General features: G+C 36.6%; 15 protein-coding genes. 7 read left to right on the forward strand and 8 right to left on the reverse strand.

Going from position 1 to position 21,177, the window contains the following annotated elements; genetic code table 11:
* Positions 1-10: 10 nt before the first annotated feature.
* Positions 11-385, reverse strand: a complete 375-nt coding sequence (locus K2F45_RS15660; protein WP_248931815.1) for a hypothetical protein — start codon at positions 383-385, stop codon at positions 11-13.
* A gap of 940 nt (positions 386-1,325) precedes the next feature.
* On the opposite strand from K2F45_RS15660, the gene K2F45_RS15665 reads away from it, so the two are divergent.
* The 4 genes from K2F45_RS15665 (at position 1,326) to K2F45_RS15680 (ending at position 3,731) form a co-directional block, all read left to right on the forward strand.
* Positions 1,326-1,727: a helix-turn-helix domain-containing protein gene (locus K2F45_RS15665; protein ID WP_248931816.1), complete on the forward strand. Its 402-nt coding sequence runs from the start codon at positions 1,326-1,328 to the stop codon at positions 1,725-1,727.
* 59 nt (positions 1,728-1,786) lie between these two features.
* The gene (locus K2F45_RS15670; protein ID WP_248931817.1) at positions 1,787-3,079 is read left to right on the forward strand and encodes a hypothetical protein; all 1,293 of its coding nucleotides are present in this window, start codon (positions 1,787-1,789) and stop codon (positions 3,077-3,079) included.
* A 170-nt stretch (positions 3,080-3,249) separates the two neighbouring features.
* The gene (locus K2F45_RS15675; RefSeq protein WP_276521470.1) at positions 3,250-3,612 is read left to right on the forward strand and encodes a ParA family protein; all 363 of its coding nucleotides are present in this window, start codon (positions 3,250-3,252) and stop codon (positions 3,610-3,612) included.
* Positions 3,612-3,731: a helix-turn-helix domain-containing protein gene (locus K2F45_RS15680; protein ID WP_248931819.1), complete on the forward strand. Its 120-nt coding sequence runs from the start codon at positions 3,612-3,614 to the stop codon at positions 3,729-3,731. Before K2F45_RS15675 ends, K2F45_RS15680 begins: the two co-directional genes overlap by 1 nt.
* A 110-nt stretch (positions 3,732-3,841) precedes the next feature.
* Here K2F45_RS15680 and K2F45_RS15685 read toward each other — a convergent pair whose 3' ends face one another.
* The 5 genes from K2F45_RS15685 to K2F45_RS15705 form a co-directional block, all read right to left on the reverse strand.
* The gene (locus tag K2F45_RS15685; RefSeq protein ID WP_248931820.1) at positions 3,842-5,194 is read right to left on the reverse strand and encodes a restriction endonuclease subunit S; all 1,353 of its coding nucleotides are present in this window, start codon (positions 5,192-5,194) and stop codon (positions 3,842-3,844) included.
* Positions 5,194-6,660: a type I restriction-modification system subunit M gene (locus tag K2F45_RS15690; protein WP_248931821.1), complete on the reverse strand. Its 1,467-nt coding sequence runs from the start codon at positions 6,658-6,660 to the stop codon at positions 5,194-5,196. The genes K2F45_RS15685 and K2F45_RS15690 overlap by 1 nt, the downstream gene beginning before the upstream one ends.
* Positions 6,661-6,903: 243 nt before the next feature.
* Positions 6,904-10,146, reverse strand: coding sequence for a type I restriction-modification system endonuclease (gene hsdR, locus K2F45_RS15695; RefSeq protein WP_248931822.1), 3,243 nt, complete (start codon positions 10,144-10,146; stop codon positions 6,904-6,906).
* Positions 10,147-10,192: 46 nt separating this feature from the next.
* Complete coding sequence (locus K2F45_RS15700) at positions 10,193-11,002, reverse strand: DUF2971 domain-containing protein (RefSeq protein ID WP_248931823.1); 810 nt, start codon at positions 11,000-11,002, stop codon at positions 10,193-10,195.
* 109 nt (positions 11,003-11,111) lie between these two features.
* On the reverse strand, positions 11,112-12,539 hold the full coding sequence (locus K2F45_RS15705) for a sigma 54-interacting transcriptional regulator (protein ID WP_248931824.1): 1,428 nt from the start codon (positions 12,537-12,539) through the stop codon (positions 11,112-11,114).
* A gap of 308 nt (positions 12,540-12,847) precedes the next feature.
* Here K2F45_RS15705 and K2F45_RS15710 point away from each other — a divergent pair, with 308 nt between their 5' ends.
* Genes K2F45_RS15710 through K2F45_RS15720 form a run of 3 tightly spaced genes read left to right on the forward strand, consistent with a single transcriptional unit; the run spans position 12,848 to position 15,087 of the window.
* Complete coding sequence (locus K2F45_RS15710; RefSeq protein WP_248931825.1) at positions 12,848-13,120, forward strand: hypothetical protein; 273 nt, start codon at positions 12,848-12,850, stop codon at positions 13,118-13,120.
* Between the two features lie 10 nt (positions 13,121-13,130).
* Complete coding sequence (locus K2F45_RS15715) at positions 13,131-14,141, forward strand: CBASS cGAMP-activated phospholipase (protein ID WP_248931826.1); 1,011 nt, start codon at positions 13,131-13,133, stop codon at positions 14,139-14,141.
* Positions 14,142-14,145: 4 nt separating this feature from the next.
* Entirely contained in the window at positions 14,146-15,087 is a 942-nt protein-coding gene (locus K2F45_RS15720; RefSeq protein WP_248931827.1) for a cyclic GMP-AMP synthase DncV-like nucleotidyltransferase, read from the forward strand.
* A 635-nt stretch (positions 15,088-15,722) separates the two neighbouring features.
* Here the strand turns inward: K2F45_RS15720 and K2F45_RS15725 are convergent.
* Complete coding sequence (locus K2F45_RS15725; RefSeq protein ID WP_248931828.1) at positions 15,723-20,153, reverse strand: AAA domain-containing protein; 4,431 nt, start codon at positions 20,151-20,153, stop codon at positions 15,723-15,725.
* A 147-nt stretch (positions 20,154-20,300) separates the two neighbouring features.
* Positions 20,301-21,173 (reverse strand): hypothetical protein, encoded by an 873-nt coding sequence (locus K2F45_RS15730; RefSeq protein ID WP_248931829.1) that lies wholly within the window; start codon positions 21,171-21,173, stop codon positions 20,301-20,303.
* Between the last annotated feature and the right edge of the window lie 4 nt (positions 21,174-21,177).

The following is a 21,177-nucleotide window of genomic DNA, read 5'->3' on the forward strand; positions in this document are numbered from 1 at the left end:
GGATTAGATATTATTCTGAAATTCTATTAAAGAAACTGTGGATATTTTGCTTGGCTTCCAGATCGGCGATTATCGCTTCTGCAGGTTCTGCGAAGGAAAATGGTACCGCATCCATTTCGATCTTACGAAAATGCACTAGGAAATAAGCCATCAGCACACGGCACACTTTCATCAAAAAGGTATGCATCTGCTTTACATCAATAGCATCTTCCTGTACCGTACACTTTCTATAGTTTTCAAAGAGTGCGCATAGGCTTTCCTGACAGTCATTTATTGTATTTTGGGACCAGAACTCCCGAATGGTATTTAATGGATCGTATCCAATGTCGTATATTTCATAACATGCTAGCTCAAAAGGTAGCATGTTGTTTGCTTGTTGGTTCATAATTTAGTTTCATCAAGTATGACAAACCCGAGTTACTAGCTTAAATAAAGGCATAGCTTCCCCCTTCGCGATTTTTTCGCGTTAAAATGGCTTGTCTTTGCACAGGTCAAATGCGACCTATGCCAAATGGACAAATAAGGTTAAAAGTCCGAAAAGCGCCGAGATACAATTTCAAGGCATATATAGGGTTAATTATGGCGCTCCCTGCCGGAAAGAAGTAAAAACCGACCTACAGCAATATCGTCTTGCAATAAAAACTACGGGTAAAAAGTTTGGACTCAATGAAAATTTGCTTAATTTTAAGGTGCAAATATTAAATCAAGCTGTAACATTGGCCAATATTACCTTTTATGCAATTATATATATGTATAGGTCGGTGACAGGCATATCAAGAGGGAAATTAAACTGAACCGGGTTCAGCTGTCTTTTCGTTATAAGGAAAGTCAAGACCTCCCCTTTTTATTGCTCTTTACAGCCTGTTTTTGATTGGACGCAACCTATTCAGGTGCGCGGAATATGTTCTTTAAAAATGATTTGCGGGAATACCTCGACATCCGATCTCTGATCGAATGCGGGTGATGGGTGGTGTTTGTTCGTTTCGTTCTCATAATCGTTTTGGTTTTTATGTGAACGACCTAAAATGCAGAAGGCAGGGTTATCTGTCTCATACCTGAATCCAGGGACTAGCAGCCCTCAAAGCGGTAATCAACAGGCCCTGCCTAAAGACTGCGTAAATATACACAATATCTTTAGACGTGGGTTAAACCTGCTACCTCGCTTTGAATTTAAAGTTGCTAGTTTTTGGATTCAGAGGCTCGTTCAACTCACTCTCCACCTAGGCGGAGTTAGTTAACTATTTTATAACCAATCCTTGATTGGGTACACAAATATACACATAATGTTTAAGACGACCAAATATATGGTCGTATAATTTATTTAAATGATTGAAATTTATCAAACAAAAGCTATATTTCGAATAGAGTACGAATTGATGTGCAATATCAAAATTCTACGTGACAAAAAAGGCTGGTCACAAGAAGCATTGAGCGACAAAATGGGGTTTGCTGTAAAATTTGTAGGTAAATGCGAATCCCTCGACCAACCTGAAAAGTATAACCTTCGCCATATGGGAATATTAAAGAAAGTATTTGGTTTGAAAAGCTTGGATGATTTTTTTCCTAACGGAATTCCTATTGATGAGCAAATCGTAATTCAATATAAAAAGGTACCGAAGAAAAAAGCTGATGGTACGGACTCAAAGTTGATGGAAAATGTAGTCGTTGAGATTGTAGTTGTTGATGCAGAGACTAAAGCGGAAGGAAATAAGCAGAATAAACAATAATAGTATACTCTATCTTTAACTTTTTTCAACTTAACTTTAATACTAATTAAAAGAAATAAATGAGACTAACAAATGAAGTCTATGGCGTATCCAATAAATTGATTGATACATACATAGAAAGACCCCAAGTCGATGAGCTATTTACAAAGGGACTTCAGAAAAATAAACATATAATTATTTATGGGGCATCAAAACAAGGGAAAACATCGCTAACTAATAAACATTTGACTGAAGACCAATACGTTAAAGTTAACTGCTCACCAACTTCCACAGTTTTAGACATTTATAACTCAATTGCAAGACAACTTCAAATAGATATCCTCGAAACTAAAGAAGTATCGACAACAGTTGGTGGAGAAGCTACAGTTGGTTTAAAAGCTAAAATACGAATTCCCTTTTTCGGCGGCGGCGACGCTGAAACATCAGCCTCGATTTCAGGAGAAAAAGAATCCGGCCAGTCTTTCAGGATAATTGATTTTAATTTGGCTTTAGCTCAAGATCTGTCAGAACTATTGAAAAGTATAAGTTTCAAAAAAAGAATAATATTGGAAAATTTTCATTATTTAAATGAAGATACCCAGAAGCAATTATCTATCGACTTGAGAATTTTTGAGGATTATAATATTCTTTTTATAATTCTTGGTATTTGGAGAGAAAAAAACAGATTAGCCCAGTTTAATGGTGATTTGCTCGATCGAGTTATAGAGGTGCCAGTTGAACCTTGGGAAAGAGATGATTTGAAAAGAATTGTTGAGGAAGGGCGACCGTTATTGAATACAGATTTTGATTCAGTTGTAGATTATATTATAGATAGTTGCTTTGATAGTGTCGGTGTTTTCCAAGAAATTTGCAAAGAGTCTTGCTATTCAGCTGGCGTAAACGGTACTCAAGGAGCTTCAGTAGAAATTACAAAAGAACATGTTGATTCTGCTATCCAAAAGAAATTGGATGATTATTCAAGTCGACATGTCAGGTGTTTGGAAAGTTTTATTGAGCAAAAGGCTCGCTCGTCTCAAGAAACCCCTTTATATATACCTTATTATTTTATCAAGATTCTTTTTACAGAAAATATAGATACTATCATTCAGGGGCTAAAGCGAAAACCTTTACAAGATAAAATAAAAGAAATTCATCACCGTCCAGATGATGTTAGGCCCTCTGATATGGGATATTTTCTTAAAAATCTAGTTTCAAGTCAAATTACAAAAGGAATTTCACCACCAATATTTGATTATGATAATAGTACCGCGTCTATTAAAATTATTGACTCAACTTTTTATTTTTATATTAAAAATTGCGTGAGACAGGATGTAATTGAAGAGCTTGCAATACCTGAGGGATTGAATCCATAATAATATAAAAGAAGTTTTTATACCCACTGATTATTTCAAAACTCTAATTAAAATAAAACAGCCATATGTGAGCCACCTTCCTCAGTGCCCCTTAGTTAATTACATTTAACGCAAAAATTCATAACCAAAATATTAAAGATTAAAAGATATAATTATTAATCATAACAACAATTTCTTTTATTAACATGAAAAGTGGTGTTGGGAAAACAACATCAGTAGTCGAGATAGCAACTATTCTCGCAACAGAACATGATAAAAAAGTTCTCGTAATTGACCTTGATCCCCAAACTAATGCAACCCTTTCATTTATAACCTTAGACAAATGGGAGCAGTTAAAGGATAGTGCAACAATAGCAGACGTTCTCGGTATGAATAGGGGTGCATCTTCGAGAGATGATGATTTTGACATACGAGACGCAATAATTGAAAATGTTGGTGGAATTAAAAATTTACACTTAATTCCATCTCATTTAGAATTGACATTTCTTGACTTAGATTTAGTATCAGTACCAGCAAGAGAAAACCAAAACTAATGAGTCAGATAAAGCAATTAATCAGATTGTACCAGAGCGGTAGCGGAATAAAAACAATCGCCCGCATTCTTGGTATGAGCAAGAATACGGTGAAGTCTACCTTTTCAGGTAAATTGTAGGAGTACTTATCAAAGCTTAGATGAGCTCCATCTTTAATGTAATCAACCTAATACCTGGTATATAACTCCTTCCATACACCCTTTATCCAATACATTGAATATTAACTTTATCATTCTACCCTATGTTTCTTCCTTGCTATCTTAGGTTTAACTTCTCCTTTTAGCCTAACAATCTCAGCTAACAAATCGTTCGCATCGCCATCGGTAGGCAGCTGTGGAACTAGTTCACCCTTGAAGGCTTTGTGCAAGATAGCTTGCGGCAAGGCATCAACTTTTGCTTTTAACGTTTGATAATGTGATTCAATTAAATCAGCTTTAGCAAACAGGCTTTCTACTCGACAGACTATTTCTTGTTGTTCTTGAAGTGTAGGAACATTAATTTTTAGATTTTCAATTTGAGTTTTAGATATAGCTTCCATTCCCGCTCCATACTTTATCTCTTCTATAAAACTTTGAACTATATTGGATCGTAAACAACATTCTAGAAACTTAGGGTTGACAATTTCTCTATTAGAACGAATAATAAAAACATGCTGATTCACTCTGCCTCCAGTGACGGTTTTATCAGCTAAACACAAACGACCAATTGAGGCGCCTGTTATATTTAACAGGATATCTTCAAATTGAATTTCTACACTTTTTAGTGCGGTAGCTTGAGCATCGTTGATAAAAGCTAGACCATCCGATTTTATTCCTCCAAAAACGATATTCATCGACCGAACAAGTGGAATTCCTTCAGAAAGATATGTTGTACTTCCGCCACGTGGAGTCGATCCGCTACCGAGTTTAGTAGTAATATTCTTCATCAGCCGTTCCTGCCAATCTCCCAATTTTTTTCCTCTACGCCATGACTCTGTAAGTTTTCCAGAAACGGCCTGTGTCAATACCTGCTGACGGAAATCTTTAAGCAATTGTGGAATGCGGTCCAACACCGTTTTCATCTTTTCGTGCTGTGCAAAAAGTTTATCTAATTTAGCGACTATACGTTCTTGTTCTGCTAATGGCGGTAGAGGGATTTGTATATTCTCAATTAATGTTGAAGATATATTTGGCTGAGCTCCCCCATATGCCCGATCTTCTATTTCTTTTCTTAATGAAGCTATCAAATAGTACAAAAATTTTTTACTACCTAAGCTATCTTTTTGAAGCTTGATATTGCCCACACGTTGATTTTGCAGTAATAAGTCATTAGAATTATATACACCAAATTTACCCGTAGTTGCTCCTGACATGGCTATCACAATATCGCCAGATTTCACCAAAAAAGCTTCATTAATTAAGCTTTCGTCAACATATTGTGGATTAGAAATATCCACTTTGCCATCCTTTGTTATATTTGAAATCTTTAAAATTGGTATACCAGAATCTTTAAATTGTGTTGTTTTATAAGCATAACCATTTTTTAAGTATGCAAAGCTTCCCAACTCCGTCTCTACCCACCCCTTAGGTAACACCTTTTCCATCAATTCAACTCCTTTATCAAATCATTCAACTCCTTGGTAATAGCATCCAGTTCCAATAACGCTTCACGGGCGATATCAATAGGCTCTCCGAGATCATCTCCACTACTTAATGAGCTATCGGCTATTAAGCCAATATCTAACGAGTCCCCTTTGGCAGCAATGGCTTCACGGCTGAATACCTGCCAACGGTTATCGTCTTTGGCAATTTCTGCACGCTTAGTCTCATCGATATCACCTTGCCAGTTTTCTTTGACTTCATCAATAGAAATCCCTCCAGTGTATGCTTTTACAAAATCGGCAAAGGCTGTACGGGTAAATGGTGTGCGCTTACCAAAGCTCGGCGCATTGGTACGCATATCATAGACCCATACGTTTTTGGTGTTGCCGGTTTCTGTATTGCCACGTGTAAAAAATAATACATTCGTCTTGACACCTGCCGCGTAAAAGATTCCTGTAGGTAAACGCAGGATGGTATGTAGATTACACTTGTCCATCAGGTCACGACGGATTTTCAAACCGTCACCGTCTTCAAATAGCACGTTGTCTGGTAGCACAACTGCCGCACGTGCTTTACCGTCTTTTTTCAATGAGCGGTAAATGTGTTGTAAAAAATTCAGCTGCTTGTTGGAGCTTAAAAAGGTCAAGTCTGTACGGGTAGGTCGCTCCCCTCCTTTTTTGGTACCAAAGGGCGGATTGGCCAGTACACCATCGTAATTGTTGAAAGCCTCTCCTTCTTGGCTCAGTGTGTCCGCCAAAGCAATCGGGGACTCTATACCATGTAGTTTGGCATTCATTAATGCTAAACGATGGGCATCTTGTACGAGTTCACAGCCAGTAAAGGCTTCATACTTCTGAAAGTGAAGCTCCTTCTCGCCCAATGTAAAATAGCTATCGGTCTTCTCTTTAAGATAGTGGTCTGCTGCGATCATAAAACCAAATGTTCCCGCAGCAGGGTCGTTCCAACGTTCGCCAATTTTGGGCACCAACAGATCGACCATCACATTGATCAACGGCCGTGGCGTGAAATATTGCCCAGCGCCAGATTTTTTCTCGTTGGCATTTTTCTCTAAAAGTTCTTCATAGATCGTTGCAATCTGATCTTTCTCGGTATCTTCAAACCAGTCAATACCGTCTATAGCTGTAACCAAGGTACGTAAGTTAACAGGCTTACGCAGCATACTGCTTGCATTGGTATAGATCTCTTTAATCGTTGCGTTTTGCGTCTTTGCAGATATTGTAGCTAAGAGCTCCCGATAGGTGTCGTATAATTCTTTATTATCTTTGATCGACTTAAACTTGTTCCAGCGGTACTCTTCTGGTATCTCGTTGTCAAATTTCCGAACTTCGGAAAGTTTGAGAAAAAGAATATAAGTCAATTCATTTAAATATTGGTGATAGGTAACTCCGTCATCACGTAGGACGTTACAGAGGTTCCAAAGTTTCTGTGCGATTTCTTCAGCGCTCATGATTTGTTATTGTATCTATTTCAATAAATTGCGGTCCTCCACGTTTTGCAATATGCTTATTTGTTGAATAGCTATTTTATTGAGTTTTATAAGTTTTTGTTTTACATTTTCAACCTTTAAAGTGGTGAGATTCCACCACTTTAAAATGACATTAACACCCTGTTACAAACGAAAAATAATCTCTATTTGCTATTGATAAAACCACTAGTATGGTATCAGGTACATTAGTTTTAGACATTTCAATTAAGCTGTTTGATTTCCATTATACATATAAGTGTTGATCTTCTGCAGAATATCAGGCAGATGATTTTCAAACCTTTTATTGATCCGTTCAAATCCACCTATCTCATCAAAGGGCTGCTTGTCCAGATCTTCTACAGTCACAATGCCTTCGGCAATCATCTGCTTTTCAATTCGCTGGAGCAAACTCTTCTGCGGCACGGTCCAGTTTTGTTCCTGGTACAGCCGTAGAAAGGCTTTTCTGACACGATCTTCTCGGCTTTCAAGTACAGATCCTAGCATAAGAGTACGAATATAGGCAATAATATCGGCAGCCACATCTTGTCTTTTTGCATTTTTCCATGCATCATGTAGGGTGCGAAGATTATAGCCCTTGGTATCAAGCAATAAGCTTAGTTCCTTGAGGTCGGCACGTTTTAATTGCGTTGGAGATGTGGCAATCAATTTAAGTGCAGCTATCTCATTTTGATTTTCTTCTAGATAACGTCTGAATCCTTCGATATAATCTTCTGGTTTATCCATCTCCCCATATCCGGTACTTACCTCACGAAGTACATCAGCATGATTGGAGTAAAACTGATGAGCTGGTGCTTGCCTGTACTCGTCTAAATACTTCCAGAGCTCCGTTTTTTCAGTCAGCATTTTCACCTGCTCTGTAATGTCTTTCTCGCGAAGGTGCTGAATAAATTCGTCCAATGTATCGGCTCCGGTAAAGTATTTGATCATTTCAGCATCTAGGCCTGCGGTTCGCTTTTTGCGTTGCAACTTCGCAATGATCTGATCAACCTGCACAGCGGCCCGTTCATCGGTTTGTATAGCTGCAAATTCGCTGTTCAATGTACTGAAATCAACCGAAGGATTGACAACCAACGGTTTCATATCGGTGTAATCTTTGATACCCTCATACAGATTGACCGCATCAAAAACACGAAAACTTTCCTTGTTTATCTCCGGACAGAGACGGGTGGCACGACCGATCATTTGATCGTATAAGATACGTGACCGAACGCGACGCATAAATACGAGATTAGCAATCTTAGGTACATCAATCCCTGTGGTCAATAAATCTACTGTAACAGCAATATTTGGGTATTTCTCGTTTTTATACCGTTTGACCTTCTCTTCAGGCTTATCAATGATACCTGTGATTTTTACGATAGCGTCATCAGGTACAGGTATCCCTACAGCGGCAAACTCTTCTTTCAGAATTTTGACAATCATATCTGCATGATGGTCTGTAGCCGCAAAGATAAGGGTTTTGGCGTCGCCATCGGGATCAATATGATTGACAAGTTCTCGAAGTACTGTACGGTTAAAGTTTTCGGTAATAACACGTTTATTGAATCCTGAGATATCGAATTTGAGTTCGTCACTCAACTCATCAAGTTCAACAATCTGATTACCTTCCTTGTCGTAGACAGTAGGTTTTTCGCCTTTCTCCCATACAATTCCTTCTTCTGACAGTTGGGTCTTGATCTTGATTGGTGGGTCTTGATCAACTAGGTAACCATCTAATACGGCTTCTCGTAAACTATAGTTATAGATAGGTTTATTAAAAATTTCTTTCGTATGAAGCGCTGGTGTAGCTGTTAAACCAACTGCAAAAGCATCAAAATAATCCAACACTTGACGGTACTTGCTGACATAATCATCTTGGTCTTTGAAGTAAATCTCTTCATCGTCCATTTCCTTATCCAGTAAATAGCCCCGATGTGCTTCGTCGACGATAATACAGTCATATGTATCTATACTGAGTGCTTTTTCATCACTCTCATTGGAATAGAGTCTTTTGACCATGCTCTGTACAGTAGCAAAGTGGATACGGCTATCGATATCGGGCCATACATGCTTTAGCCCATCAATGTGGTAATAGTCGCTGAAACTTTTCAAATCTTCAACCTTGTAATCTTTAAAACCGTCGAGTGCCTGTGTAGCCAGCAGGGTGCGGTCTACCAAAAATAAGATACGTTTAAAGCGATTGGTCTGGATTAAGCGATAAGCCAACCCGATAACTGTACGTGTCTTACCAGTACCGGTTGCCATGGCCAATAATGCCCGGTTGATCTGGGGATGATGGATAATAATATCTTCGACAGCTTGAATTGCTTTAATCTGATAATCTCTCAAACCCAATCCTGTCTTGAGCTGAAGAAAATCCAATGAATTATCTTCTAATTTCTTATTGGCGAGTGCTATATCTTGCTCAAACTTTTTTTGCAGATCCGCTGGGCTATGGAATCCTTTGATGGAGCGAGAATTATTATACTTCTCACGGATATCAAGAAACCATACACCACTTTTGGTAGCAATCTGTTGAAGATATTCGCGACCATTGGTTGAATATAGAAATGGTACTCGAAAGCCATTCCAGTCGCCCAATAGCTCGACCCCTGTTTGCGGAACAACATTCATTGCATAGCGCTTACTTTGATCAAGATTGGTCGATATATCCTGACCATATTTTTTGGCTTCAACGACACCATATAAACTTGTCCCTATGAATAGTGCATAGTCTGCATAGCCACCTTTAACTGGCCACTCAGCAATAGCCATATTACGCCCTCTTTCAGGTTGTGTCTTATGGATTTTAGCATTCAGTAATTTGGTATCTGCTTCCCATCCTATCTTACGCAAATTTAGATCGATAAGCTCTCTGGTCTCGGATTCGTCCATATCAAGTTTGGATGCAGACTGTTTGGCACGCGCCGTAAACGTCGACCGTTGTTCTGCACTGACCATTTTTTGCTGGGCTATCGCCTGCTCATATTGATCCTTTAAAACCTTATTTTCCTGTTCAAGGATATGCAATGCGTGTCTAGCATCTAAATCCTTCGGTGTACCAAATCTTACTGTAGAAATGTCCATATTCTTTACAGAATAGGATTCGTAAAACCATTTTCCTAGTTTAAATGCAGAAAAAAGAGATGAGGTCGCATCTGCAGTGGTTCCTATATATTCATGTACTGCATCATTACCCTGCTTGCGAAGTATTGTAAAATGGTCTATTACGTTTGAAGGTAGAATACCCTGACTCCGCAGGTTATAAATCAGATTTTGAAATTTTGTATCATCCGGCAGATCAATTCCATAGGTCTCAAAAATCTGCTTGGCCATGTATTCTCCATATTGCCGCAGCTTGAATAAAGATGTCGCTGGATCTTGATATAGATTGTATTCGGCGGCTTGCGCCAAATTAAAAAGCAAGGGATATTCTAGTTCTAAAAATTGGAAATTAGATACGGCCATATTTTCTACTTAATTGATCTGTCGGTTGAAAACAAATATACTGAAATTAAAATACGATTTCTTTTTTAGACAATTGAAATTTGTTATAATCTGGCATAATGTCATACATTCTGACATGTGGAAAATGTATTTTTAAAACATTAATTAACCTCTCTCGTAAAACAGGATCTACAGAAGCCCCAAAAATAACTTCGCTAATAATACTGTTAGGCAACTTATAATAGAATCTTTTATTTTTAAAAGCAAGAGGCCTAGCAATTAGCCTAATTTCTTGCTCATAACTCCATACTGAATGTTTGGTACCAAACCAAGCCATAACACTATCTATGCCCCTAAAATCTTTTATCTTGGTAATTTCATCTTTATAGCTTACCGCAATAACACATGACTCTGGATTTATCGCAGCAATATGATCTCGTAAAGCTAATAGGTTGTAGCCAATACATATACCTTTATGACTTGCACCATAATGTGCCCACATAAGCATTTTATCGCAGCATTTGGAAAAGCATGTTACACCTCTATCAGCATTCTCATTGATAAAACACTGTTCCATAAATTGCGTAGTGTTGGACTTAAGCCTAGATTGAAAATTTTTATATAACCTAAATCGCTCTTGATAGTTGCTCCCCTTTTCGCGCTTAATAAGATCTTTAGCATATCTCTCCACCTCTTCCTCTCCAAATTCAAATAAAGCGACATTACAGTCAAATGGGTCGTTAAATACGCTCGCATGCGAAAACTGTAAACCACCCTCGTTAAGCACAATCTCTGCGGTTGATGCATCATAATATTTGTAATTGACAGGCTGTACGTGAAGATGTCTACCCAGTTCATTTAGTTCTTTAACTAACATATCATTATCTCATAAAAACTTTATAAATCTCATCTATAAAAACTAGGTTTATCTGCATTTTGGCACTGGAAAAATAACCTATTGGACATATGCCTGCGTTCTAACCCAATCACCTAACTATTTTTGACCTCAAAGTATTGACAGTAATACCTAGTAGTCTGGCTGCTTCAGCATTGCTTTTTGTCATCTTTAAAACATTAGCAATATGTCTTCTTTCAACGGAAGCCAAATCTAGCCTATTTTCTTCTTTCGGCTCTAAAATTCTATTTGGCACTGAATCTATCCCAACATTTTCTCCATTATAAACGTAGAAACTTTCGATAACATTTTCCAATTCACGGACGTTTCCGGGAAATTGATAGTTCAGCAACGATTGATAAACGTCTTTATCCACTAACAACTGTTTCGATCTTTTAAAGATTTTTTTCTTAGTTTTAATAAAGAAATCAATCAACTCCTTTCTTTCGTCCTCTTTTCGCTCTCTTAAGGATGGTAATGATAACTCAGTTACGGTTAATCGATAATAAAGGTCCCAACGAAAACGACCATCGGCACATAAAGATGGTAAATCTTTATTCGTAGCAGCTATAATTCGAACATCTATCTTCTTTTCCTTACTCGAACCTACGTCTAATATTTTTTTCTCTTGAATAACCCTAAGTAATGACTGTTGCATGAAAGGAGAAATATCACCTATTTCATCCAAAAAGATTGTACCTCCTTTAGCCTCTTCAAACAAACCTATTTTATCTTCAATAGCTCCTGTAAAAGCCCCCTTTTTATGACCAAATAACTGCGAAGACAGCAATTCATCCGTTAACGCAGAGCAATTTACAGCAACGAAAGGTTTCCCAGAACGAGCAGACTCTTGATGGATGAAGTTTGCTAAATGTTCTTTTCCGACGCCACTTTCCCCATAAATTAACGACGTAACCGAATCTGCCGCCGCAATCATTTTGGCTTTTTCATAAATAGGCTCCAATGATTCTGTGATCTTATAGTCTTCAAAATATTTGCCCAAAGCCCTCTCTTTCATTAAGCTGCTCAATGGAATAGTTGACTTTTCCGTAGCTATTTGCAGCAATTCTGGTTTACCATTCTTAGTATGCTTCCCTGGTCTTACTTGATATAGAGAAGTATTAAATGCTGACGATTCATTAATTAAGTACCAGGATATTTGCATAGCAGAGGTTCCCGGCGAAAAGAAAATATCGATATCATCATCTATATGATTCTCCAAAAGGTAGTGCTCAACTTTACTTCTTATCTCCTCAATATCAATAACATCTAGAACATCGATATAATAGACCTGAACATCATGATTGACAAACTCCTTTCTTAATTCCGTGCTAAGTACTTCAGTTTTTGGGTCGGGTTCCTCCCCTTTACCCCGGCATAATATAATATGTCTATCATGATTATAAAATTCTCTATGAAAATTAAACGTTGGCCCATTTAAATTCACTTTGTTACCTCTCTCATTATTCTCTTGTTGAAAATCATGCATAGCTGCCACCCACGAAATAAGTATTTTCATATCAATATTTGATAGTTAAAAATCAAATATTGATATAATTAATGATTAAAACAAGATAAAAACAAATATTTTTCAATTGGCACATAATTAGACTTGTATACCGTAAATAAAACAGAAAGGAGGTATATAAAAATGGCAAAGAAAACATCAGTGCACCGCGACGCAGGAACTGGACAATTCGTAACAAAAACTTACGCGGATAAACATCCTAAAACAACTGTTAAGGAAACAGTCAAAAAATCCAAATAATTCACCGGAGTTATCAAGGATAAGATGACTCCATTTTTAAACAATTTAAGCTTTACAAAATGGCTACAATAATCACTTACGACATTCCTTCTAAGCATCGGGAATTCAAACAAAAGATGTTTGAATTGGGGTATAAACAAGTTCTCAAAGACGCAAAAGGAAAAGATGTTAACCTTCCCAATACTACACTTCTACATCAAACAAAGAGTTCAGAGAACGCACGTGATGATGCTAAACAAATCTGTTTTGCTTTGAAGATAACTCTTGAAAGGTGCATCTCGAGCCAATTTGGCCCAGATTGGTCAGGAATTTATGGAGAACTACTAAATTAAAAGCTATTGCATGGATAAAAAATTTAAAATACTCTCCATAGATGGAGGCGGGATAAGGGGACTTATCCCAGCCAAAGTCCTGGCTGAGTTAGAGGCAGAACTTCAAAAGGAAGAGCCGGACAAGAAACTATACGAACATTTCGATTTGATTTGTGGTACATCAACTGGAGCGATTCTAGCAATCGGCATCTCCTTAGGGATACCGGCCAAAGATTTGGCAAAATTTTATGAAGATCATGCCAACATTATCTTTCCTCGGTTTGTGTTTCGCTTTTTACCACGAAAAAGTAGAGCTTTCTTTAACGCAATATATAGCAACAAAAAGCTATTGAAGAAATTGAAAAGTGTGTATGCTGATGCCAACGGAGGACGAGACCCATTAATGAATGATCTGAAGACTAAAGTATGCGTTCCGGCTTTCAATGGAAATGACGGAGCAATAAACGTACTAAAGACCAAGCACCATCCAGAGTACAGAAGGGATTATAAACTTCCCGCTTATCATGTCGCAATGTCGAGTGCCTCTGCCCCTGTCTATTTCCCTCCTCATACATTTTCGTTTAAAAATGAGTTCGGCGAAGGAACAAATATCAATATGATTGACGGGGGAATTTTTGCGAATAATCCTGCTTTGATAGGCGTGTTTGAAGCAACGGACAAACTAGATATTCCAATTGGAAATATAGTTTTACTATCACTTGGAACAGGCCAGGGGAAGCAAATTATTAAGCGCTCTTGGCGACCGAAAAATGTATTTGACTGGTTGTTTCCAAATCCGAAGCTCGTAGACATAGTGCTAGATACACAAGCACAAATCACTGAGCAATATCTTAATTTCTTGCAGCGTGCTTTGGGGAAAATTGGAAACACATTTCAACATCTACGGATACAGTACGATATGAAAGGGGACAATATAGAACTTAATTCTTCCAAAAAAAAGCATATAGACAGAATGAAATCTATTGGGGAGGAGTTAGCAAAAAATAGATTAACGGAAATTTTAAACTTTTTAAAACAATAACAATATGGCAAACTGTCACAATTTATTTCAGGATTATCACTCAGAGATATCCATTGGCTCAAAAAAGAATGAGAGAATGAAGTACTCAAAAGAAGGCCTACGTACCAGAATAAGAAAATGGTTCAAGGAAAACCAACCGGAGTATATCCCATATTTTTACATCCAAGGATCTTACAAAATGAAAAATGGAATTCGCACATCAGAAGATATTTGCGACCTAGACGATGGAATTTACTTTTTTCGTGCACCAGATGTCACTGCATCAACGCTTAAAGAATGGGTTCGGCAAGCGGTTGACGGTTACACCAGTACTGCTGCGGAGAATCGTAAGAAATGTGTTCGCACAATATTTTCGAATGACTACGAAATTGACCACCCTGTCTATTGTAAAGAAGACGGAAAGGAGTATCAGATCGCAGTTAATGGCGTTGGTTTTGAAGACAGTGATCCCAAAGCCATGGTAAACTGGTTTATTGGAAAAAAAGATAAAGAAGGGCGACTTGTTAGAATTGTGAAATATCTAAAGGGCTGGGCTAATCAACAATCCTTCAAAATGCCTAGCGGATTAGCCTTAACTATTTTAGCAAGCAATGCTAAAGATAAGATTGTCCTTAACGAGCGTGATGATATAACATTAAGAGACGTCGCAAAAGAGATTAAAAACGAACTGAATAGAGCTTTTAAATGCATCGTACCTGCAATACCAAATGATGATCTATTAGAAAACTATGCCAACAAAGAAAAGTTCTTAGATGCATTGGATAAATTTATCGAAGATGCTGATGCGGCAATTCGTGGAACCAATCAAAAAGACGCTAGTAAAAAATGGCGTAAACATTTAGGTGAAAGATTTCCTCTTGGTGAAGACAAAGAAGAAACGAAGTCTTTTGCCGCAGCTGCAGCGGCAGCCGGAGCGATAACATCATATCCATTTGGCCATGAATAACGCATACATTAAATTTACGACTGATGCTGATGAAGCAATAAGTGAATTTCCCGAACTACAGTTATGTGTTCGGGAAGATTCACTTCCGTTTTTAACTGGGACTTTCGAACTCAAGGACGCAAACAATGTTCTATACGACACCTATTCTATAAAAATAGAATGTACTAACAATTATCCCAACAGCTTCCCCTATGTATACGAAACTGGAAAGCGATTACCTCATAATATCGATTGGCATGTATACTCCGACGGGCATTTTTGTATTTGTACACCTGTCGAGGAATACATCCACTGCGCAGGAGAAATTACACTTGTAGGCTTTATTAAAGAACAACTTATACCGTACTTACACAACCAAAGTTTCCGAGAGAAAGAAGGTTATTTTCTTAATGAAAGGTCTCATGGCTCAGAGGGAATCTTAGAATCTATATATGCTCTATTAAATGTGAATGAACTAAATAAGGCATACCAGTTACTAAAATTAATCTATAAAAATGAAAATCCGTCACGCACATCGAAGTGTTTTTGCCGTAGTAATAAAAAATATCGGTACTGCCACAGAAGTTCTTACCAAAAACTAAAAAACATTGGTCAAGATCGCCTGTTGGAAATAATTAATTATTTAAAACGTATAATCAATTCTCAATCAACTCATATTTGAAATGCTCATTTGTTGCATACCAGTCTTGATGTGGATTTTCGAAAGAAACGGTGTCTTCTCTTGAAACTATTACCTTATTCAACTTAGGCGTTTTCTCTAAAAGTTTTCTGAGGTTTTGATCTCTATTCACAGGGTCTTGATAAACTAACACATAGTTATTCAAAGGATATTGGTTAATAAAATTATTCAAGGAGTCAGCCAGTTCCCCTATTTTATCAAGATCAAGACATGAAAGAGAATTAGCGATCGTTATAACAACCGTATAAGGTAAGATAAATTCATCTCTATAATAGCTAGTGTTACTTTTGCCTATGGCGCCGCAAAGGTCAAAAGTATCATTTGGTTTAAAAATTCCTGATCCAATAAATTCCTGTGCCTTCATAAGCATAGTCTCAGAAATATCTATTCCTAAGTAATGCACTTTTCTTGCAATATGAGATTTAAAAACATTATTGAATGCTAATGATGCTGTCAAAGGTCCGCAGCCAAAGTCTATAAACATTACTTTATTATTCGTGTTCTGAAACTTTGATAGAAAGAATGCTTTATGATGTATAAAGATATTTTCCAAAGAAAGAAACTGCTTTCTCATATTCCAATAACAATAGAGTAACACATTCTCGCGTGCAGTATAATAGGTAAGAAAACCTTGATCAACTATTAAATCGCCTAAGTTCTGCTCATAGTTTAAATCAACTTGCTGATCAAAGTCAGCCATACCGTATCGTATTAAATTATTACGGGCAAAATCAGTATTTAGCCCCAATATCTCTTTTGGCCAGTTTGTTCGCTTATCTTTTCGAAGTGGAATTTCTATCAGGGTTTCAAATACTCCTTTAAAAGGCTCAACAATCTGAACAGTTTTTACGTAACTTTTGGAAATAGTTTCATCAGGGAAATAGATTGGTGCTCCACTTATCATATCCGGCAACGAATTGTTGATATATCCTCCCTTTGACTTACAGTACTCGATCAACCGCAAATATATCAGATTGCTAGATAAAATATTATCATTACCAATCAATATCATTTGTTCTCTAGCTCGAGTAAGCGCGACATTTAGCTTCCTATCAACATCGCCTTCGTCATTCAGATTTATCATCCCCCTTAGCTGGAAAGGATTATTAATTGAAAAGGAATAAATAATTATATCTCGTTGACTTCCCTGGAAACGCTCAACAGAGTCCACAGTAATTGCTTCATAGTTTGGAATCCCCGCTTCCTCCAACTTCTGTTTAATAAAGGCTATTTGACTTCTAAAAGGTGCTATAACACCTATGGTTTTATAGGGATCGAATACCTTATTATTTGATTTATATAAAGAGATAATATCTTTAACGATTGTAACGACAAAATCAGCTTCATACGAATTGGATTTGGCATAAAGATCATCAACGTTCTTATTATTGAAGAATATCAACCGTTTTTGACTTAGCAATTTCGGAAGAGTATTAACGCTAGGTTCGTGAAAATCCAAATTTGCAATCTGCCTTTGCAAGAGCATTTTTGCAGCTATATCGATATCTGGCGTATCGTAAGCTTCAAGCAATCGACCTTTATAGAATGCAAAATTTGGGAATAAAGAAATCTCTTTATGCATACGCCCTTGATATGTTAAGGTATCATAGACATCCGTTAAACCACTATCCTGGCAGAACTTATAGAGACGTTCAAATAACGAATTTTTTCTATTATAAAGCCCAATAGACTCAAGCAACGTATCATTTGTTTTAGATTTTTCTATTGACTGTAAAGATATTGCAGGCAATTGCTTATGATCTCCTATGAGAATAAACTTGGAGGCCTTAGACAAAATGCCCACCAATTGCGGTTCCAAAATCTGAGAGGCCTCATCAACTATAATATAGTCGAAAGTCTTTACTTGAAAAATATTCTGTTTGCTTCCGACAGAAGCCACGGTAGAAACGTATACATTGTTCTGAACAATTACGTTCCTTACTTCAGCACGGTCAAATCTCTTATTCAATGCTAGCAGTTCTTTTTCCTTCGCTTCCATCACAACATCTATAAGATTATCGTGATATTCATCGCTAGTGGACAACTTTGAGCCGAACCGTATAAAATTTAAATTTTGTCGACCACCGCAGGCGTTATCAATAGCTTCACAAAGTTCGTCCACGGCCCTATTTGTATATGCCAAAACTAGAATACTTTTTCGAGCATTAATTAGTTCCTTAACCAAGTTCTTAATAATAATAGAAGTTTTTCCTGTTCCAGGAGGGCCATTCAGTAGGAAGTAGTCATTGGCTGATAGTGCCTTATTGATCACTTTTCTCTGTTCTAAAGACAGAGATGGATTTATATAACCATAATCCCTTTCTTTCTTGGGTTGCCTTTGAGTCAATATTAGATCTTTAAATGATTGTCGGGCTTTTAAGAAACCATAAAGATTTCTATACATCGAATTGAAAGAGGTTTCCATAAAATCACTCTCTAAAGCCCACTTTCCATTCAGTCCAAACGAATCAAAGAAAGCCTTATTGCGCTGTTTGTATCGAAAGTAAACAGTAACATAATCAGCAAAAATTTCCTTTATTGTGCATTTAAAAATTTGGCTGTGAGATACAATTTCAGTATCTGTATTGCGTGGATATAGGACGCAAATATCACCCTTTCTAAAATTAACATGCTTATTTTCAAGATTGGCTCTTTTAAATACAATCACCTGCTCTTCTTTGTTAATTTTGTTTTCTACAATTTCTAGGTCATATAATATCTCGAATTTACTTTTCTTTTCCTCAAAACTATCCAGCCATAACCTTGCTAAACCATTTGATCCCCCCTCTCTATCTCTGTCGGGGCCTCCAACTTTGCTCAAAAAATGCTCATATGAAACATAGTTTGCAAATGAGAGAAAATAACTTTTCTCAAGATCCGTAGCCGAAGAAATTGGAGCTAGAAAATCGATTATTTGAGCTTCAATTATAATTCTAAATTTAGGATAAATATCCTTATTGATTAAATTTTGTGGAGTAATTCGACACAAAATATTCTCAGTAGTTTCTTTATTGTCTGCAATTAAAAGGTGTTCAGTAGCTACAATTCTATTCCTAAGATCAATTACTTCTTGAAATCCCCTTAAATATGCACCTTTATTTCTTAAATTATTTTCCCCAGGTTTAGAATAAAGAATGAAACCTTGTAAGCGACTATTCACCTGACTAAGACTTAATTTCCCCACCTGAGAATAAAGAATATAATACATAAATAACTGAGCAAGATGATTCCCTTTAATACTAGTTCCATCATCACGAAATGGTGTACTTCCCGATTTCAGCTCTATAATCTTTGACACCTCAGTACCTTTTCGCCAATCGAGCATATCCAATCGACCTTGTAGACCGAACTTTTCGGATAAGAAAGATGGCTCAAGTGAGATATTCTCTAAATTTATGTCTAATTTGGAAAATCCATTTTCAATAGTGTCTTTAATTTTTAAAAACTGCTTGTGGCACTCTTCATGATAGCTTTTAAATTCTTGTATATCGTTGATATCTTTACAGGTCGTATATTCAAGTGGAGTTGTTTTGAAGTGTTTTCGGAAAACACCGCTAAATTCTATCGGTGTCTGTGGATTTGAAAAGACTTCATCAACAACTAAGTTGGCAAAGTTTCCCAATAAGAGATGTTTCGAATCTGGCTTTTCTTCGAACTTTGATTTAAAAAATAAAAGTTCGCTTTCTCCATAGTCTTGTATACATTCAGCAATAGAGGATACATCGAGTAGATAATCTGGCTCTAAAACAATTATTTTGGGGTGAAAAACCTCATTGATATCAATTTCAATATCAACAAGATACAACAAAGCACCAACCCAAAAACTATTGCATGATGTAATAGCATCATTCACTCCCGTTTCAAATATCTGAATAGTCATCAATTTATCTGGAGCAAATTCATACTTCTCCTTGACTGTCAAGGGGTCTAATTGACAAACCAAATGATTCTCACGTTTTTCGACGATACAAACCTTTGCCTCAGTTAAATGAACATTTTTGACAGGTGTATAATCGACCCTCCGTTTTCCCTCAAATAATAACGTCGCGGGAATATTAATGCCGTAAACAACTTTAAGAAACTCAGCGAAAAGAGATACGTGAGTTTTATAGTCATCTTCATTAGGTTTAAGTCCCGCATGCAATACCTTATTGGCGATAATACGTAACCCATGTATTGCCCTGTCTACTTTGTATTGATTGCAAACATAAACCAATCTAGAAAAAAAATCGGAAAATTGTGTTGAACTATTTGAGGTTAAATTCTTACAAACTTTTTCCAATAAAGTCCTAAGTTGCGGATATTTTATAGATAAAGATAAAGCCTCATTTTTATGAATGCTTTCAAGCTCCTCGAGAAATTCCAGCGCGATTATTTTTTGAGACATTAGTAAATACAGTTTAATTTTTTTATCATAATTTTATTATAGAGAATATAAAAAGATTATCTATAACATTCCAATTACCAAATACAGCCTCTCTCGTTAAAAATCCATAATATAGGCAATCACAATATGGTGTATTTTTGAAAGAAACTAATACTTCTTCCATTCAAAACTCTTAAAACCACTATCTTTAGCCCATTTATTCCAGACAGCCTCTAAGATTTCATTATCCCTTAGACCGGTAGCATATTTGTAAGTTTGCAATTGATCATTCTTGTCACGCTCATGTGTTTCAAATACATGTAATTCTAAATCCTCGTTGAAAGAATAAGGATATGCAGGCAAACCTAATGATGGTTCCTTACGTAATGCTTCGGTAATATTTGTCTTGTTCTGGATACAATAATCTCTAATCTTATGAATCTCTTTTTCTCCAAAATAATACTGTTTATTCAAATTTTCATTGTTATATTCTAGGTATCCATCGGTAAATATGTAGATATGATTAGTAAAGTTTACATAAGTTGTGTCAACACCATTGACCACAAAAGTATCCCTTTTACCTATAGAACCACTCTTGACTTTTTCCATTAAGCTACTGATTAGGTCTAATCCAGGATTTCTTGTATTAGCGTAAATAGAATGTACTTTACTCTCGAAAGCTCCTAATTCAAAATCCAAGCCTTTACCTTGATAATTACCTTTTGAGTTTACAAACTGCTGCTTCTCAGATATCCCTTTGATCTGACTTAAATCAATAACATTTTCAACTTTTCCACCAAAAGATGCAAATGAAAGCGATGATTTACTACCTATTTTTTTTCCCGGTTGTACACAGTCGTTCTTAAAAAATTCAACAATCTTGTGTATTTCGTCGAAATCCTTATTTTTTTTATTATCCAGTCGACTCGACAAATCTGACATAATAACAATATTTGGATATTCCACAGATACTATTTTCGATTCCGTTTGGCACCCTACAAGTGTAAATAAGCCAGCGATAAAATATAATATTCTTTTCATTTTC

Origin of the sequence: Sphingobacterium siyangense (assembly GCF_023277505.1) — a bacterium.
GTDB classification, from domain to species: Bacteria; Bacteroidota; Bacteroidia; order Sphingobacteriales; family Sphingobacteriaceae; genus Sphingobacterium; species Sphingobacterium siyangense.

Excerpts from the sequence above, each read along its gene's own strand:
- K2F45_RS15660 (WP_248931815.1), bottom strand. The coding sequence starts at position 385 with ATGAACCAACAAGCAAACAACATGCTACCTTTTGAGCTAGCATGTTAT.
- K2F45_RS15665 (WP_248931816.1), top strand. The coding sequence starts at position 1,326 with ATGATTGAAATTTATCAAACAAAAGCTATATTTCGAATAGAGTACGAA.
- K2F45_RS15670 (WP_248931817.1), top strand. The coding sequence starts at position 1,787 with ATGAGACTAACAAATGAAGTCTATGGCGTATCCAATAAATTGATTGAT.
- K2F45_RS15680 (WP_248931819.1), top strand. The coding sequence starts at position 3,612 with ATGAGTCAGATAAAGCAATTAATCAGATTGTACCAGAGCGGTAGCGGA.
- K2F45_RS15685 (WP_248931820.1), bottom strand. The coding sequence starts at position 5,194 with ATGGAAAAGGTGTTACCTAAGGGGTGGGTAGAGACGGAGTTGGGAAGC.
- K2F45_RS15690 (WP_248931821.1), bottom strand. The coding sequence starts at position 6,660 with ATGAGCGCTGAAGAAATCGCACAGAAACTTTGGAACCTCTGTAACGTC.
- hsdR (WP_248931822.1), bottom strand. The coding sequence starts at position 10,146 with ATGGCCGTATCTAATTTCCAATTTTTAGAACTAGAATATCCCTTGCTT.
- K2F45_RS15700 (WP_248931823.1), bottom strand. The coding sequence starts at position 11,002 with ATGTTAGTTAAAGAACTAAATGAACTGGGTAGACATCTTCACGTACAG.
- K2F45_RS15705 (WP_248931824.1), bottom strand. The coding sequence starts at position 12,539 with ATGAAAATACTTATTTCGTGGGTGGCAGCTATGCATGATTTTCAACAA.
- K2F45_RS15710 (WP_248931825.1), top strand. The coding sequence starts at position 12,848 with ATGGCTACAATAATCACTTACGACATTCCTTCTAAGCATCGGGAATTC.
- K2F45_RS15715 (WP_248931826.1), top strand. The coding sequence starts at position 13,131 with ATGGATAAAAAATTTAAAATACTCTCCATAGATGGAGGCGGGATAAGG.
- K2F45_RS15720 (WP_248931827.1), top strand. The coding sequence starts at position 14,146 with ATGGCAAACTGTCACAATTTATTTCAGGATTATCACTCAGAGATATCC.
- K2F45_RS15725 (WP_248931828.1), bottom strand. The coding sequence starts at position 20,153 with ATGTCTCAAAAAATAATCGCGCTGGAATTTCTCGAGGAGCTTGAAAGC.
- K2F45_RS15730 (WP_248931829.1), bottom strand. The coding sequence starts at position 21,173 with ATGAAAAGAATATTATATTTTATCGCTGGCTTATTTACACTTGTAGGG.